This window comes from Streptococcus sanguinis (genome assembly GCF_050223295.1).
Taxonomy (GTDB): Bacteria; Bacillota; Bacilli; order Lactobacillales; family Streptococcaceae; genus Streptococcus; species Streptococcus sanguinis_X.
This window is the reverse complement of record NZ_CP071424.1, coordinates 61,233-77,482: the sequence shown is the minus strand read 5'-3', so window position 1 is coordinate 77,482 and position 16,250 is coordinate 61,233. Positions and strand designations below refer to the sequence as shown.

16 protein-coding genes are annotated in these 16,250 nt (G+C 44.2%); all 16 read right to left on the bottom strand.

Features of this window, described 5'->3' with window-relative positions; all coding sequences use genetic code 11:
- Positions 1 to 67 precede the first annotated feature (67 nt).
- The 16 genes from J1C77_RS00460 to J1C77_RS00385 all read right to left on the bottom strand — a co-directional run bounded on the left by J1C77_RS00460 (position 68) and on the right by J1C77_RS00385 (position 16,246).
- Positions 68 to 748 (bottom strand): DUF6796 family protein, encoded by a 681-nt coding sequence (locus J1C77_RS00460; protein WP_002922742.1) that lies wholly within the window; start codon positions 746 to 748, stop codon positions 68 to 70.
- Positions 749 to 830: 82 nt separating this feature from the next.
- Entirely contained in the window at positions 831 to 1,004 is a 174-nt protein-coding gene (locus tag J1C77_RS00455) for a hypothetical protein (RefSeq protein WP_002922744.1), read from the bottom strand.
- Positions 1,005 to 1,366: 362 nt separating this feature from the next.
- Positions 1,367 to 4,021 carry a bifunctional acetaldehyde-CoA/alcohol dehydrogenase gene (gene adhE / locus J1C77_RS00450; protein ID WP_002922749.1) on the bottom strand — a complete coding sequence of 885 codons (2,655 nt, stop codon included), beginning with the start codon at positions 4,019 to 4,021 and terminating at the stop codon, positions 1,367 to 1,369.
- 356 nt (positions 4,022 to 4,377) lie between these two features.
- Entirely contained in the window at positions 4,378 to 5,001 is a 624-nt protein-coding gene (locus J1C77_RS00445) for a hypothetical protein (RefSeq protein ID WP_002922750.1), read from the bottom strand.
- Positions 4,998 to 5,624, bottom strand: a complete 627-nt coding sequence (locus tag J1C77_RS00440; protein ID WP_002922751.1) for a hypothetical protein — start codon at positions 5,622 to 5,624, stop codon at positions 4,998 to 5,000. Before J1C77_RS00440 ends, J1C77_RS00445 begins: the two co-directional genes overlap by 4 nt.
- A gap of 14 nt (positions 5,625 to 5,638) precedes the next feature.
- Positions 5,639 to 7,264 (bottom strand): virulence protein, encoded by a 1,626-nt coding sequence (locus J1C77_RS00435; RefSeq protein WP_002922753.1) that lies wholly within the window; start codon positions 7,262 to 7,264, stop codon positions 5,639 to 5,641.
- On the bottom strand, positions 7,255 to 7,614 hold the full coding sequence (locus tag J1C77_RS00430) for a hypothetical protein (protein WP_002922755.1): 360 nt from the start codon (positions 7,612 to 7,614) through the stop codon (positions 7,255 to 7,257). The genes J1C77_RS00435 and J1C77_RS00430 overlap by 10 nt, the downstream gene beginning before the upstream one ends.
- A 1-nt stretch (position 7,615) precedes the next feature.
- Complete coding sequence (locus tag J1C77_RS00425; RefSeq protein ID WP_002894417.1) at positions 7,616 to 7,888, bottom strand: hypothetical protein; 273 nt, start codon at positions 7,886 to 7,888, stop codon at positions 7,616 to 7,618.
- A 21-nt stretch (positions 7,889 to 7,909) separates the two neighbouring features.
- Entirely contained in the window at positions 7,910 to 9,715 is a 1,806-nt protein-coding gene (locus J1C77_RS00420; RefSeq protein ID WP_042763073.1) for an acyltransferase family protein, read from the bottom strand.
- Positions 9,705 to 10,130: an MORN repeat-containing protein gene (locus J1C77_RS00415; protein WP_002901981.1), complete on the bottom strand. Its 426-nt coding sequence runs from the start codon at positions 10,128 to 10,130 to the stop codon at positions 9,705 to 9,707. Before J1C77_RS00415 ends, J1C77_RS00420 begins: the two co-directional genes overlap by 11 nt.
- Entirely contained in the window at positions 10,123 to 10,545 is a 423-nt protein-coding gene (locus tag J1C77_RS00410) for a low molecular weight protein-tyrosine-phosphatase (protein WP_002922758.1), read from the bottom strand. Before J1C77_RS00410 ends, J1C77_RS00415 begins: the two co-directional genes overlap by 8 nt.
- Before the next feature lie 274 nt (positions 10,546 to 10,819).
- Positions 10,820 to 11,389, bottom strand: coding sequence for a nucleotidyltransferase family protein (locus J1C77_RS00405; protein ID WP_002922760.1), 570 nt, complete (start codon positions 11,387 to 11,389; stop codon positions 10,820 to 10,822).
- The gene (ruvB, locus tag J1C77_RS00400; protein WP_002922762.1) at positions 11,386 to 12,384 is read right to left on the bottom strand and encodes a Holliday junction branch migration DNA helicase RuvB; all 999 of its coding nucleotides are present in this window, start codon (positions 12,382 to 12,384) and stop codon (positions 11,386 to 11,388) included. Before ruvB ends, J1C77_RS00405 begins: the two co-directional genes overlap by 4 nt.
- 560 nt (positions 12,385 to 12,944) lie before the next feature.
- Entirely contained in the window at positions 12,945 to 13,991 is a 1,047-nt protein-coding gene (locus J1C77_RS00395; RefSeq protein WP_002922763.1) for an aldose epimerase family protein, read from the bottom strand.
- Positions 13,992 to 14,015: 24 nt separating this feature from the next.
- On the bottom strand, positions 14,016 to 15,053 hold the full coding sequence (lacD, locus tag J1C77_RS00390) for a tagatose-bisphosphate aldolase (protein ID WP_002922764.1): 1,038 nt from the start codon (positions 15,051 to 15,053) through the stop codon (positions 14,016 to 14,018).
- A 14-nt stretch (positions 15,054 to 15,067) separates the two neighbouring features.
- Positions 15,068 to 16,246 carry an SIS domain-containing protein gene (locus tag J1C77_RS00385; protein WP_002922765.1) on the bottom strand — a complete coding sequence of 393 codons (1,179 nt, stop codon included), beginning with the start codon at positions 16,244 to 16,246 and terminating at the stop codon, positions 15,068 to 15,070.
- Between the last annotated feature and the right edge of the window lie 4 nt (positions 16,247 to 16,250).

The window sequence follows — 16,250 nt, the reverse complement described above, 5'->3', positions numbered from 1 at the left end:
AGAGGAAATCTTCAATAGGTTAATATATAGATTTTCTGTTTTTTCTGAAATTTTACCGATTCACCTCCTAAGAACCTATATGAAGCAGGAGCAGTAAATAGAACAAACTAAATCCTATGTTTAGGCCGGCTCCGTTAAGGTAGGGGCGTCCGATTCTCAGCTTTTCTACCAGTAAGATAGTCAACAGACTGAGAGGTAAAGGACTCAGTAACCCCAGATAAGCAGGCAACATTGTCTGACCGGTAACTATTAGCAGTGAGTAAACGAGCCAGCCTAGACCGGTCAGAGCGATAGCTGTCCGCCAGGTTATATCTAGAAATAGCACTGCTTCATTGATAAGCTCGCTATCTTCGTCTGAGCAGACCTGTCCACCGCTTCGTTTATAAGCCTTTTTGCTGATGATCCCAACGTAGTAAAAAGCCACATGTGCCACTGGCGACAGGGCAAATCCAATTCCTAACAAGGCTATTGACAGATAGGCCCACAAGCCCTTATTTGTCAAACCAAAGAGAGCATAAAGCGAGACTAACATAAGAGGGATTGAGAAGTTAGCCACCAGAGCGCCCAGGCGCAGCCGACCGACAGAGCCAGACAGCATCAGCATAGCCAGCTTCTTATTGCCAATCCGACTCTGCTCCGTAAAAGAGTCATAACTCTCCTTATCTACCTCAAAGCCAACCAGCAGAATATCCCCCAATAACCAGCAAAGACCACTCAACAGCCCAGCCCACAAAGATAAAAAAATCACATTGCTCTCCTTTTTTCCATTGTCCCCTTATCTTAGCACAAAAGCTCGCTCAATAACAAGTAGTTAGAAGGTTTACGTCTTTTTATCCCAGCAAGCTCTTTTCGTTAAGAGATCTAGCACTCACGTCGCTACGCTCCTCAGCATCCATGTCTCTAAGCTCGGCTTCGAACAGAGGTCTTGCCTTGCTAAATGTTTCTTCAAGGTATACAGCTTTTGTCCTAAAGGGCAAAACTGCATCTACTGCTCTATAACTCAACTTTGTCCTACGGACACGTTTCGTTAAGACACATAGCGCTCACGTCACTCCGCTCCTCAGCATCCATGTCTCTAAGCTTGGCTTCGACCAATGGTCTTGCCTCGCTAAGTGTTTCTTCAAGGTGTACAGCTTTTGTCCCAACGGACAAAACTGCATCCACTGCTCTATGACTCAACTTTGTCCTACAGACACGTTTCGTTAAGACACATAGCGCTCACGTCGCTCCGCTCCTCAGCATCAATGTCTCTAAGCTTGGCTTCGACCAATGGTCTTGCCTCGCTAAGACACATAGAAAAATCCCCCACCAAAGGGTAGGGGATGACCGACAGACTGTCTTATTTTTTATTGAGGAAGCTACTCGCTTATTTGCGGCGTCCTGGGCGTTCCTTGTAGCCATAGTAAGCGTCTTCGATGATTTCCTGCATGTGGTCAACCATTGGAAGACGTGGGTTGGCTGGAGAACATTGGTCTTCATAGGCAAGGAAGGCCAATTCGCGTGAATGTTCTTTCCATTCTTTTTCGTCAATACCTTGAGCCTTGAAGTTCATTTCGATACCGACACGTTCTCCCAGTTCATAAACAGCTTTCGCAAATGATTCAACACCTTCTTCTGGAGTAGATGCTGGCAAGCCGAGTATGCGAGCGATGTCTTGGTATTTCTCATCCGCACGGTAGTAGTTGTACTTAGGCCATGTCGCTGTCTTAGCTGGACGTGTACCGTTGTAGCGGATTACGTATGGCAGCAAGATCGCATTGGTACGACCGTGGATTGTGTGGAACTGAGCACCAATCTTATGGGCCATAGAGTGGGAAATTCCCAAGAAGGCATTGGCAAAGGCCATACCAGCGATAGTAGAGGCGTTGTGCATCTTTTCGCGAGAGTGGAAGTCTGCGTTCTTAACAGAGCTTTCCAGGTTTTCAAAGACTAGTTTGATTGCTTGGAGAGCCAAACCATCCGTAAAGTCGCTTGCCATCTGAGATACATAAGCTTCTGTTGCGTGAGTCAGCACGTCCATACCAGTGTCTGCTGCGACAAATCCTGGAACAGTCAGTACCAGAGCTGGGTCTACGATGGCTACAGTTGGAGTCAGAGAGTAGTCAGCAATTGGGTACTTACGGTTGTTAGCCTTGTCAGAGATAACGGCAAATGGTGTCACTTCTGAACCTGTACCAGATGTTGTAGGAATTGCGATAAACTTAGTCTTCTTACCAAGCAACGGGAATTTGAAGGCACGTTTACGGATATCCATGAATTTTTGCACAAGGTCACGGAAGTCCACTTCTGGTTGCTCATAGAAGAGCCACATGACTTTAGCTGCGTCCATTGGTGAACCACCACCAAGCGCGATGATTGTATCAGGTTTGAAGGTACGCATAATCTCCGTACCACGTTCAACTGTTGTGATATCTGGATCTGGCTCTACGTCTGCAAAGATTTGGTAAACAACCTTATTACGACGAAGATCGAGTTGTTCGATGATACGATCTAGGAAACCAAGCTCTACCATAGCATGGTCTGTTACGATCATGACACGTTCCACATCGCGACATTTTTGCAGGTATTGGATAGAGTCACGCTCGAAGTAAGTTTTTGAAGGGAGTTTCATCCATTGCATATTATTTCTACGTCTTCCTACTTTTTTGATGTTCAAGAGATTCACAGCACTAACGTTATCACCAACTGAGTTGCGGCCATAAGAACCACAGCCCAGAGTCAGTGATGGCAGGAAGGCATTATAAACATCCCCGATACCTCCGAAAGTAGAAGGTGAGTTGCAAATAACACGGATGGCACGAACAGCCTTACCAAATTCCTTAGTCAACTCTTCGTCCGCTGTATGGATAGCAGCTGAGTGACCAAGACCATGGAATTCCACCATTTGACGGGCCTTTTCAACACCGTCTTCACGGGATTCAGACTTGAGCACAGCAATGACAGGTGACAATTTTTCACGTGTCAATGGCTCTTTTTCACCAACTTCTTTACACTCTGCAGCCAAGATATTCGTATCTTCTGGCACGCTGAAACCTGCTTGCTCTGCAATCCAAGTAGCTGGCTTACCAACGATATCCGGATTTAGCTTAGCACCAGCACAGTTCTTGCTGTTTGCCTTAGCGCCGAAGCAGAACTCTTCCAACAGAGCTTTTTCTTTCTTATTTACAAAGTAAGTATGATAAGATTTGAACTCTTCTACAAATTCATCATAAACTTCCTTATCAATTATAACGGCTTGCTCAGAAGCACAGACCATACCATTGTCAAAGGACTTAGACATAACGATATCGTGCGCTGCTTGACGGATATTAGCAGATTTTTCCACATAAGCTGGTACGTTTCCGGCACCAACCCCCAGAGCTGGCTTACCACATGAGTAAGCTGCCTTCACCATTGCGTTACCTCCTGTCGCAAGGATAGTCGCAATCCCTTCGTGGTTCATAAGTGCAGAAGTTGCTTCCATCGATGGCGCTGTAATCCACTGTACACAGTTTTCAGGAGCACCTGCTGCAATCGCAGCATCACGCACGATTTGTGCTGCATGGGCAGAAGATTCTTGAGCTGATGGGTGGAAAGCAAAGATAATCGGATTACGTGTTTTTAAGGAAATCAAAGCCTTAAAAATAGCTGTTGAAGTTGGGTTAGTTGTTGGAGTAATTCCGCAGACAACACCCACTGGCTCCGCAATCAAGGTTAAACCAGTCACATCATCTTCCTGAATAACACCGACAGTTTTCGTGTGGCGCATATTATTCACAACGTGCTCACAGGCGAAAAGGTTTTTAGTTGCCTTATCTTCAAAAACTCCGCGACCCGTTTCTTCATAAGCATGCAGAGCCAACTCACCATGAGCATCCAAAGCTGCTACAGAGGCCTTGGCTACGATGTAGTCCACCTGTTCCTGATTCAGCTTTCTCATTTCCTCGAGTGCAACCAGACCTTTTTGCACCAATTCGTCGACATGCTTTTGCGCTGCCAAAGCCTTGTCTTCTTGTTCTACCGTTTTCTTCTTTTCAGCCATTCTATTCCTCCAATGGTTTTGTCTTAGGTTAGACGAAGAACCCTAACCTTTGTTAAACATTTCACAATTCAATTATAACCCATTTAATGATTTTTGTAAACACTTTCACTTAACATTCACAAACTTTTCTCTATTAATTTGTGAAATACATAACAAATTCGCTTATTTTACAGCCTATTCTTTTAGTTATTGTGAAAAAATTTTTTACATTTTAAAGATTTCACATACTTTTACTTTCACATAATATATGAAAGCGCTTTCTTGTTTTGGATATAAAAAGCTCAGATGGACCGAGCTAATCTTTACTTTATAAACATCAAAAAGATGAACCTTAATTTCTATTTTTAATGATAATCTCAATCATCATCACAAACTCGTTCACCATGGATTTTGATATATTCTTCGCGTTTTCTATCCAACTCTTCCCAGATGGGATCGTCAATAGCATCAATCATCTGAATTTCTTCCAAACTCATCTCATTTGCTTCCTCAAAGGTTAGAGATAAGATATCTTCGTGTTTTTCCTTGAATTCATCGATTGTTATCCATGTTTTCTTGTCATCTTCGCTAATTTGTCCATTAAAGATTGTGGCAATCTCAATGGCCATGATATAGAACGCTCTTTTATCAAGAGTGAGCAGTTCAAGGTGGGTAGAGATCAAACGTAAACAGTCTCCATTTTCGCGAAAATCAGTTACATAAGCATGCTCAAATTCCAAATTTAGGTCTTCATCAATTTGTGAATAAAAACGGTATTTTATCCCTTCTTGAATAGGTACTTCAAACCAGCGCTCATCATATTCTTGCTTATTTAGTTTTAGATGAATTGCTATATCATTCCTATCTCTGATTTGAAGAAAACCAGAATAGGAGAGAGGAATACCTTCTCCTTGATAATTTTCAAACCACATCCTCTTCGCTAGTTCTAAATAATCAAATGGAATTTCTTTGGTGTAATCACCTTTGATGTAAATTCTCAATCGTCTTCCTCTTCGTCATAAACACGTTCACCATGGATTTTGATATATTCTTCACGAAGACGTTCTTCTTCATCCCACAAGGAATCCTCTACAGGTTTCATATTTTTCAGTTCTTCCACACTGATGTCAGTTGCTTGATCGTAGGTTAGTGATAAGACATCCTTGTGCAACTCCTTAAAAGTCTCTACATCTATCCAAGTCAGCTTGTCATCCTCGCTGATCTGCCCATCAATAGCAGAAGCCACCTCGACTGCCATGATATACATAGCACGTTTATCAACCTTTAAAATGTCCGTATGTGTCGTAGCAATCCTAAGATTTTCTCCACGTTCTCTCCCATCAGTAATAAAATCATTTTCAAATTCCAATTGAATATTTTCATCAGAATACGAATTCCATGGATTGCTCTTGTCATACGGTATATGATCCCATCGTTTATCATCAAATCGCCATTTATCAAATTGTACACCAAAAAAGAAATCATCCTGTAACATCTCATCATCACCGACGTTTGAGTATGTAATAGGATGGCCATGCCATTCCTTAAACCACATTTTCCAGAGCAACTCTCTTGTCGTAAAGGTTATTTTTTTCTTAAAATCACTTTTGATATATAGTCTCATGTTCTCTCCTAATTTCAGTAATTATTTTGATAAGTTTTCCAAATTCTATCTACAATTTCATTTTTGACACTCTCATTAAGATTTTTCAGTCTCCTTGTTTTGTTTACCCAGTTCATTACTGAATTTCTATCCGAAATCTTTCCTATATCAATATGCTCGTTCACTCCGTACCCCGATTTTCCACTTCCAGATTGAACCTGGAATACTCCATCACCATTAGTACCACTGCTTGGCTCCCAATCTACACGAAGGTTCACTTTTCGATTTCCTACTCGGGCTTCAATTTGTTTACCACCTTTGCCAGAAATCGTCCTACTCGTCGGTTTATTTGCCTGCCAGCTGTTATAGTTACTAGCTGCACTGAGGGTAACTCCTAAATTCGCTGTATCAATTTCATAAAGAGTTCTAGCAACTGACAAAGTCCCATCTACAACTAGGCCTTCTGCAGTAATATACCCTGCTTCTACAGCTGCTGCTGCTACTAGCGCCGAGCCACCTCCAGTTAGTGGAGCCCACTCCAAAGCAAAAGCTGCTCCTAGAGAAGTACCAGCATAAATACCAAGACCAGCTAAAATTTCTACTACTCCCTTAGCCAAGTCAACAGAATTAGCTTCAAAATTTTCTTGAATAAGTTCTTGGTATTTTTCATTGACCATTCTCGTATAAGCACTATCATACTTTCCATTTTTTAGTACAGAAAAGTTATCATCTTTTTGATAATGACGATCCTTATAAGCTCTAAAATCAAAAATATCAATTATATTGCCTTCATTGTCAATCTTTAGAGTATGATTATAATCATCAACAATCTTATCCCATTCTGAACGAGGTTTCCCCTTTAATTTTTCCTTGAGTTGGCTACGATAATAAGCATCACCTTCATCCGATAGCATCATATTGCGAGAAGCTTCTTGAATCAGTCGTTCTTTAGGTTCCAGATATTTTTTCTTTGAAACAGTCTGAATCTCTTGAGCCTTCATCTTAGCAGACCAACTCATATCTATGCCATCAGTAGAGTAATTACCCTCACTGTCTACCAATACCTGACTAAGCTGCGTAGCTCCTTGGATAGCTAAGTTCAAAACCTGCAGGCTATCTGAGAAATACTGAGACACCTGAGCCACAAACCATTCTAGTTTATCTATTTTTTCTTGAATTTCTCGAATACCGATATTTAGTTGAGTTTCAACTTCCATTAAAGCAGAGGTCTGAGATAAAAGGTCTCCCAACTTACCTGTCAGCAGAGCTCCTGCATTACGGAAAAAATCTTGATTATCTGCAATCTGCTTTTCTACTTTTGCCAGTTGCTCATTTTTTATTTTCAGCTGTTCCTTCAGTAGATCCAAGTCCAATTCGCCATATCCAGCTACCTCGGAATCAGCACTTTTATAGGAAGCAAGCTCTCCCTGAATATCATCAATAGCCTCTTGCAGCTTCTTGATAGCCGGGATGATAATATCAGTAAATAAGCCTTTCCCCGCTGTGTAAGCCGCTCCCTGCAACTCACCCGAATCCAAAGAGGCAATCAGATAGTCGCAACCACTAGATAGACGATCGGTCACCTGATTGGCTACTTGAAGGTTGCTGGTCATCGCTTGGATAAGCTGGGCTGAATCTGCTGCACTATATTTTACTCCCATGGCAGACTATTCCTTTCTTTGGTCAGTTTTTCTCGCTCTTCTTCCATAGTCTTTCTTGTTTGACGACTGAGCTTTCCAAGTTCATCCATCTGAACATCCACATAGTTCTTAACCTGTCGATTAAGATACTGAGTTTCTGATAAATCACGACTGAGGGCAGCAGAGCTTTGAGGATGTTCATAAAGTAGATGTTCCATTCGGGTCGTCAAGTATTGGAAATCCGTCGCAAAATTCGCCAGAGAAATCTCGTATTGACGTTTCATCGTCATAAATTCGTCTTCTTTTTGGTCAACTTTGAGAATTTTTTCGTAAAGTGCCTGGCGTTCTTTTTCGCTTTTATCTGCCTTCATCTCAACTCTCCCAGCGCTTGGCTTCCTCAATATCTCGTTTCTCAATTTTTGCAGCAATTTCTGGAAATTTATTGGCCTGAGTCAGAACAGCTGAGCTGAAGTCACTGACAGCCTGCAGCATTTGATTGCAGGCCTGACGGCCAGCTTCCATCCCAGCAATCCCTGTTGTATAGGAAAATTCGACTTGTTGATTTTGTGCATTGCTAGTATCAACTCCAACTAGCTCGCTGATAGCAGAGCCAGCTGAAATAGCGCTCGATTTAATTTGTCCCATTGTTGCTTCTCCTTTTGGTATTTATGGCTTCACATTACCTGAATTTGCTTCATCTATGGCTTGCTTAATGGTATTGGCATAGAGAGTTCCCCCCTCAATCATAGACTCTGAGTTCGAGCCAAAGTGGACATAGTCTGTCCCTTCCCAAATCTGCGGATTTTCGATAGCAGTTTGATGCCAGTCAGCCACAAAGACATAGTCGTACTTCTTGGCTAATTCCAGCTCATACTCCCGCTGCTGGGCCAAGACGCCGCCCTCTGAACGACCATCATAAGGAGTCACGAGAATCAGTTGATGACCTTTAGGCAGGCTGGAAACATATTCATCCAAAAGTTCATTTGAATAACCAGACGAATTGGTTCCAAGAGCCAGGACAACCTGCTTCTTCAGCACTCTATTAGCAATATCTGTCTTGTAGACCTCCAAGCCTGTGCTCAGACTACGACTTACGACAGTATCTAGCTCGATTCCTGGCAAGATCTGCTGCAATTGATCGCTTGAGCGCAGGGCAACCGAGTCACCAATCATGGTAATCCCGTCCGCCACATTGTACTCAGTCGCCTTGGACTGATCAACCTGACTCCGAGTTGTCTGCATCTTGGTGTCGGCTTGATTCAGAGCATTAACAATTAAACTTTCCTCAAAAGCTCCGACCTTTGGTGCTGTCACCGAGATAAAGAACATAATCAAAGTCAGCGGAATCATACTGTAAAAGATTGGTCTGGTAAGAGATGACAGATCCATCTTGGTTCCCATGATAACCGGCTGACGACCAGCCAGAGTTGGCTCCAAGATATAGAAAGACAAGGCTGCAAAAGTAAGAGACAGCAACGTGGTCAAGAGAACAGCCAAGCCATTCCCCATCAGCTGGGTAAAAATAATATAGAATGGCCAGTGGAAGAGATAAACACCATAGCTGGTATCTGCGATAAAGTTGATAAGGCTAGGTTCCTTCACATCAGGAAGCTTGTCATGCAGCATCCTAGCAGCAAAAATCATCAGACAGGCCAAGATAGTTGAAATCAAGAATCCTACCAGGTAGGTCCAAAGATTGTCAAACTTGAGTAGGAAGCTGAGCAAAAGCAAAACAGCTGCGCTGCCCCCCATAATTCCTAGCACTTGCTTGAGAGCCAGCTTTTGCTCCAGCATTTTAAAGCGATTGCTAACATGGCCGACACCAGACAAGGTTGCTAAGATGCTTCCTGCAAAGAAAGGAAAGACGTGGGTCAAACTTGAAAAATAAATATCAGAATAATTCTTAGTGGTCAAAGCGCCAGCAAACATTGATACAAAGCTGAGCAAAAAGAGACCTGCAGAAACCAACGCAATCATGCCGCGATAGCGGGCCGTTGACTTGGCAACCTTGCCCAAGCCCCAAGCGGCCAATCCCCACAGAACATAATAGTGCACTTCTAAAGCCAGACTCCAAGTATGAATCAGGGTGTGCGGCACAAACTGACTCTCATAACTGCCGCCTGAGAGCATTTCATAAAAGTTGGTCACAAAGCCCAAGGCAGCCGCAATCTGCGTCCCAATTCCAGCCACAAAATCCTTACGGATTAAGAAAGTAAAGGGCATAACGACCAAAATCATAAAGACCAGAGGCGGTACAATCCGATAAAAACGCCGTCTGAAAAAGCCTTGGATATCGATTTCTTTCTTCTTAGCAAACTCGTCAATAAGCAGAGCGGTAATCAAGAAACCAGAAAAGGTAAAGAAGATATCCACGCCAATAAAACCGCCAGGGAAAACGCCCTGGAAGTAATGATAAAGCAGAACTAGAAGTAGCCCCGTGATTCTGACGAGCGAAAACCATTTAATGCGCATTTTGATAAATTCCTTGTTTAAACGTTCCTTCATAAACGACATTGCCTTCTGTCGTTAGCTTTCCTTGTCCATCGGCCTGGCCCTTGCTGAAGTCCCCTTCGTATTTCCAGCCAGCCTGCGAGGTAAAGGTTCCTTTGCCGTCAAAGATGCCATTGCGAAATTGACCGCTATAACTGTCTCCATTTTGAAAAGTCATAGTCCCCTGACCGTTCATCTTCCCGCGAACCAAGGTCCCGTCATACTTGATCTTCCCCTGATCCAGCGTTAAAACGCCCTTACCAGGAATCCCCGAGGTAAAAACCAGAATAGCTGACAGTACAATGACCGTTACAGCCAAAAGTTCTAAATTCTGCCGGGTCAGATAGACCTTGTATTTAGCGTAAAATTCTTTTACTTTATCCATATTCCTATCCATCCAAACGCTCTAGCCACTTCTTGCAGCCAGCCAAGACCAAATCATAGGTTTGGTCAAAATCTCCTGTGTACCAAGGATCCGGCACACCTTCTTCTTCAAACTGATAAATTTTATGCTGAAAATCCTCAGGCGCCATCCGCTTCAAATCTCGGACATTGCTTTCATCCATACCGATGACGTAGTCAAAATCCGCAAAATCCGCTGCCGAAATCTGCTGAGAAGTCTTGTTCCTATCATAAGAAATGGCATATTTCTTAAAAATAGCCTGTGTTCCCTGATGAATGGGATTGCCGTGCTCCCAGCTTGAGGTTGCCCGGCTCTCGATTTTCAGTTGGTCTGTTAAACTCTTCATGACAAACTCTGCCATCGGACTGCGGCAGATATTGCCCAAACATACAAATACAATTTTCTTCATAGAATACCTCGCTATCTATTATAACAAAATAATGGCAAAAACTAGCCCTGAATCGTTTACAGTTTCCTGATTCTCGTTGAAAACTGGCAAGCCCTACTCTATTATGTCTGAAAATAGCAAAAAACCACCGTTTGGTGGCTTTTTGTAGGGAGATTATTTTTTAAAAAGAAAAAAGTTTTAGGAGTTAAGTTAATTTCTTAACTTGGTTATAGTATAATATCCATTCCTTAAAACTTCCTTAAAATAACTTAAACATTTTACTCTTAGCTTGTACTCATTTATCAGGATAGTGGTACTCCAACTGCGGCCAGCGTTTCTGCCAATTCTTCTTAGTCAAGCGCTCAACATAGACACGTTGGCGCTCCTTATTTTCAAGAAAATGAGGAGTCGGTCTAACCTGAAAGTTTAAGATATCCTCCAAACCATAGGGAGCAAAAAGTTCCAGTTTGTGATTTGCCAGCAAGCGCAGGCCAATAGCCGTGCAGCGCTCAGGATACTTACTCATGGCTTCGCAAGCATTTTTATAAGGCGCCGTTCCAGGACTATGCCGGTGCATATAGGCTTGATTTCTCAGCTCCCATCGATACTGTGGCCAGTCTGCCTTGAGCTTGGCTTCCAGCTCTATCCTCTCTGCCTCAGCATAACTCGAATCAAAGAAAATGACATCTACATCCGTGTCAGAATCAAAACCTGGTCGCTCTGACAGCATATTCCAGATAAAATTCCTCACACAACCAGCAGCGAGCCAAGAATCCTTGAGTTCCAGACTGCGAATAATTTCCAAAATTGCTCGGATGTCTGGATCTTGACCTAGTTGGTCTAAAATCTCCTTTTCTGTCATCATTCCTTCATATACTCATATCCTAAATGCTCATAGGCTTTACGGGTAGCCACGCGCCCAGTCCGAGTTCGCATGACAAAGCCTTTCTGAATCAGGTAGGGCTCGTACATATCCTCCACTGTTTCGCGCTCCTCAGCAATATTGATTGAGAGGGTTCCAAGCCCTACTGGACCGCCACCGTAAACCTCAATCATAGTCTTCAAAATCTTCTGGTCCACGTAGTCGAGACCTTCCTGGTCTACATCCAGCATGGAGAGAGCCTGGTCGGTTATCTTATCATCAATCAGGCCATTGCCCATAATCTGCGCATAATCCCGCACCCGCTTGAGCAAACGATTGGCAATCCGCGGTGTACCTCGGCTACGCAGAGCCAGCTCCTTCGCGGCCTCGTGGGTAATATCCATCTCAAAAATCTCTGCCGTCCGCTCAACGATTTCCGTCAAGTCGCCAGCTTCATAATACTCCATGTGACCAGTAATCCCAAAGCGAGCCCGCAGAGGATTGGACAGCATACCTGCCCGAGTGGTCGCCCCAATCAGAGTGAAAGGCGGTAAATCCAGATGGACGCTGCGACTGGTCTCGCCTGAGCCAATCATAATGTCGATGTAAAAGTCTTCCATAGCGCTGTACAGCACTTCCTCTACTGCCATTGGCAAGCGGTGAATCTCATCTATGAAGAGGACATCCCCCGGCTCAAGGTCATTTAAGATTGCAACCAAATCACCGGACTTTTCAATCACCGGACCTGAAGTCTGCTTGAGATTTACGCCTAGTTCATTGGCAATGACAAAGGCCATGGTCGTCTTCCCCAGACCCGGAGGGCCAAAAAGCAGGGTGTGGTCCAGCGCCTCATCCCTTAGCTTAGCCGCTTCAATAAAAATCTTCAGCTGGTTCTTGACCTTGTCCTGACCGATATACTCCTGTAAATACTGGGGACGCAAGGTGCGCTCCACTAATTCCTCATCACCCATTAATTCATTATCTAAAATTCTACTCATAGAACTATTATAGCAGAAAATAAAGCCGAGGAAGCAAATCTAATTCGCGTCTAAACACAAAAAAAGACCACCGGATTGGGTGGCCTTTATGGGAGATTATTATGAAAAAGTTTAGGATTTCTATCAAATAAAGTTAGGAGGTCTTCATTTGATACTCATAGTATACTGCCCCTAACTTAAAGAAACCTTAACTTTGTATAACGTATCCTTTAAAATTTAACATTTGAGTTACAATCCGATAAACATCCTGTCTTATTCTAAAATTTGAGCAAAAAAAGACCACCGGATTGGGTGGCCTTTATGGGAGATTATTATGAAAAAGTTTAGGATTATCAAACAAAGTTAGGGGGCTTCATTTGATAAAAATAAGTATAGCAGCCTTAGCTTAAGAAAAACTTAAAGTAAAATTCAGTTAGCAAAAAAGATTTTGCTTTTGATAGTGGAGGCTTTTTCCTTGCTTAAGATTAGCTACTTATGAAAACATAGTCGCTGAAAACTGGATAAAGAAAAACGGCAGAAGGAGGTACTGCCGTTTTCTGTGCTCTTTCGCGATTGTTTCTTTATAAAGTTGCTTTTACATCAGCAAAATACACTGTTCTGCTGGTAAAAATCTGAACGGCCTTGAGAATGACATCTGACTGCTGGCTGCTGTGAATGGCATCCGGCAGAGCCTGGGCTTCCAGAGCCAAGCCATTATGCTGAATCATAGGCTGGCCGTCAAATTGAACCGAATCATCCACGCAATTCGCTGAATAAATCACCAGGCAGGGCGCCTGAGTCTCAATAGTCAGGCGGCGACCCGATGCTGGATGATAGAGCGTACCTGCCTGGTTTCGGCTTGGGTTTAGAGCAAAAGGATGATCCAAGCCAGATACCAGCTGGATTTGCTCGTCAAGCGCATCGAAAATTTCTTTAAGGACAGCGCCCTTGGTCAGCTTCTTGACAAAGTCGCGCTCTGCATCAACCTTTCTTCCAGGAAGGCCGTCAGCTGCGATAGGATAGACACCATCAGTATTGAGCTGAAGGACATGGTCATCAATGGGCTGATTGAAACGACCAGACAGGTTGAAGTAGCTGTGGTTGGTCGGATTGACCAAGGTATCCTGATCTGTCTGGACCTGATAGGAGATTTCCAGCTCGCCCTTCTTTGTCAGGGTATAGGAAACCCAGATTTTCAGATTGCCCGGAAAGCCGCCAGTTCCGTCAGTCCGCTCTGTATAAAAGGTAAGTCCGTCATTACTGACCTCCTCCACTTCAAAAACCGCACTATCCCAGCCGCTGGAGCCACTATGGTTGCAGTTTAAGCCATTATTAGCCTCTAGCTGAAAGGTCTGACCATTCAGTTCAAAAGTTGCACCAGCAATACGTCCGGCCACCGGACCAATACTGGCTCCATGCTTAGGACTGTTCCCAATATAGTCCTCAAACTGATCAAACCCGACAACGATATTGTCAAAGTGATTATTTTTATCAGGAGTAACATACTGGATGACGGTTGCTCCATAGTTCATGACTGTTAGACGATAACCTCGATCGTTTTCAAAAGTGTAAGCTAGAATCTCCTGACTGCCTAGCTTGCCAAAAATGGATTCTCGGTAAGATTTCATACCAAACCTCTTTTATCTATCCTGTTAAAAATCACGAACTTGCCAAGTCCTGTCTTCAAAAGGCAGGTCAAGCTTGTCCACCCAAGACACAGCTGTTTGGCGCAAGACTTGATTAAGATCCTCGATATTCTGACGGCCTGTCTCGTCCAGCCACTCCTGAGCTGCTGCAGCTCCCTCTTGGGAAAAGACAGAAACTGCATCCTTCCAGGTAGCCCGTCCGCACAGAACTCCGTTAAACTGTGAGCCCGCTTCATGGGCTAGCCGCAGCGTTTCTTGGAAAAGCTCAGCACTGACACCAGCGCTGAGGAAGATGAAAGGCAAGTGCGTCGCATCTGACTGTTCTTTAAAGAAAGCTTGGGCTTCCGTCACGCTGTAGACTGGCTCAACTCCTTCTTTGGTGAAGCCCTCGACAAAGTTCATATTGACCGGCACTTCAACCTTTAAGACATCTACATGATAGCGGGGATCTGAAAAGAGTTTGACTGCTTCGTTGACCTTATGCGGCTTAAGCTTGGCATAGTTAGCATCCAAGACACTGTCACTCTTAGCATCATAGGTCAAAATCTCCAGAAAATAGGGAATGTCCTCAGCTAAGCATTCACTGCCCACGCGCTCAACCCAGGCCTGCTTGATGTCGTTGATTTCTGGCTTGTCGTCCACATCATAGTAAATCAAGACCTTGACGGCATCTGCGCCCATGTCTCGGATGCGACTAGCTGACCAGTTTAGCAGCAAGTCCGGCAGGCGGCCCTCCGCTGTCGCATCATAGCCAGTCTTCTCGTAGGCCACTATCAGCCCGCAGGACGCATCCCGCAGCTCTGCTGCCGGCAGACCAAACTCTGGATCCAGCAGGATAGAGCTGGCATAGGGCGTCAGCTGACTGGAGATTAATTCTTTAAACTGAACCAGAGCTTGATCACCAGAAGGCGAATGTTCTCCGCTGGCCAGCATTTTCTTTAGCGAGCCGCGCTGGTCAATGGCTAAAGCCCCGATAATCCCCTGCTCGTCTGACAATTTTCTCAAGTGGCTTACTTTTTTGTGGCTGATTTTTAATTTCTCCATAACTTTTCCTTTTCTTACTGTCCAAGAGAGTGAATGATAACTCCCTGTACTACGCGATTGACCGTTCCTGTCGGAGACGGTGTGTCAGGACGGTTCTTTACCTTGAGCGAGGACAGGAGAGCAAAGAGCTGAGCGTAAACGATGTAGGGGAAGATGCGATAGCTATCTTCTAGAGGCTCTTGGGTACTTAGCACTACTTGCTCGACTCCTTCCAACAGCTCCTCCCGGTCAGTCAGCAAGACTAGTCTGCGGACAATCCCGTCACCAGCCACTTCCCGCACCAAGTCCAAATCATAAGCCTTGGTATAGACATCTGCCGAACCAAAGACCAGAACGACTGTGTTTTGGTTAATCAGCGACTTTGGTCCATGCCGAAAACCGACTGGGCTTTCGTACATGGTCGCAATTTGGCCGGCTGTCAGCTCTAAAATCTTAAGCTGGGCTTCATGCGCCAGACCAAAGAAAGGCCCTGCTCCCAGATAAATGACCCGACTGAAATCCAAATCAACCAGCTGCTGCACATCTGCAACGCGTTCTAAAACATCCTGACTGAGCTGAAGCAGAGCCGCGACCTTGGCTTCTTTCTGAGCTAGATCAGCCCGGTCAAAGACCAAAAGGGCTGTCAGCATCATGGAGCTGAAGCTAGAGGTCATGGCAAAGCCAGCATCATTAGAAGCTTCTGGCTGCAGGAGCAAAAGATTCTTTTCATCACCTTGGGCCTGCTGAGCTAGCTTGCCTTGAGCAGCACAAGTAATGGTAATCTGGTACAAGTCATCTACCAGCTGCTTGGCCAAGTCCACAGTCGCTACACTTTCTGGAGAATTTCCGCTGCGGGCAAAGGAAACCAAGACTGTCGGCACTTCTGTCTTCAGATGCACCAAGGGATTGGCAACGATATCTGTCGTCGCAATGGCGTTGAAATTCCATTTGCGCTCATCATAAATCTGCCTGAAATAAGGCGTCAAGGCATCTCCGACATAGGCTGATGAGCCGGCTCCGGCAAAAATGACCTTGATGTAGTCATGTTTATCCTCGATTTTTTTCAGAAAAGCAGTGATAGCTGCGGCCTGAGCCTTGTAATGTTCAAAGGCTTCCTGCCAGACCTCAGGTTGCTGATAGATTTCTCTCGTTGTGATGTCAGCCCCCAGACGCTGCAATTCTTCCTGTGAATAATCTAACATTCTCTTTCTCATTCCT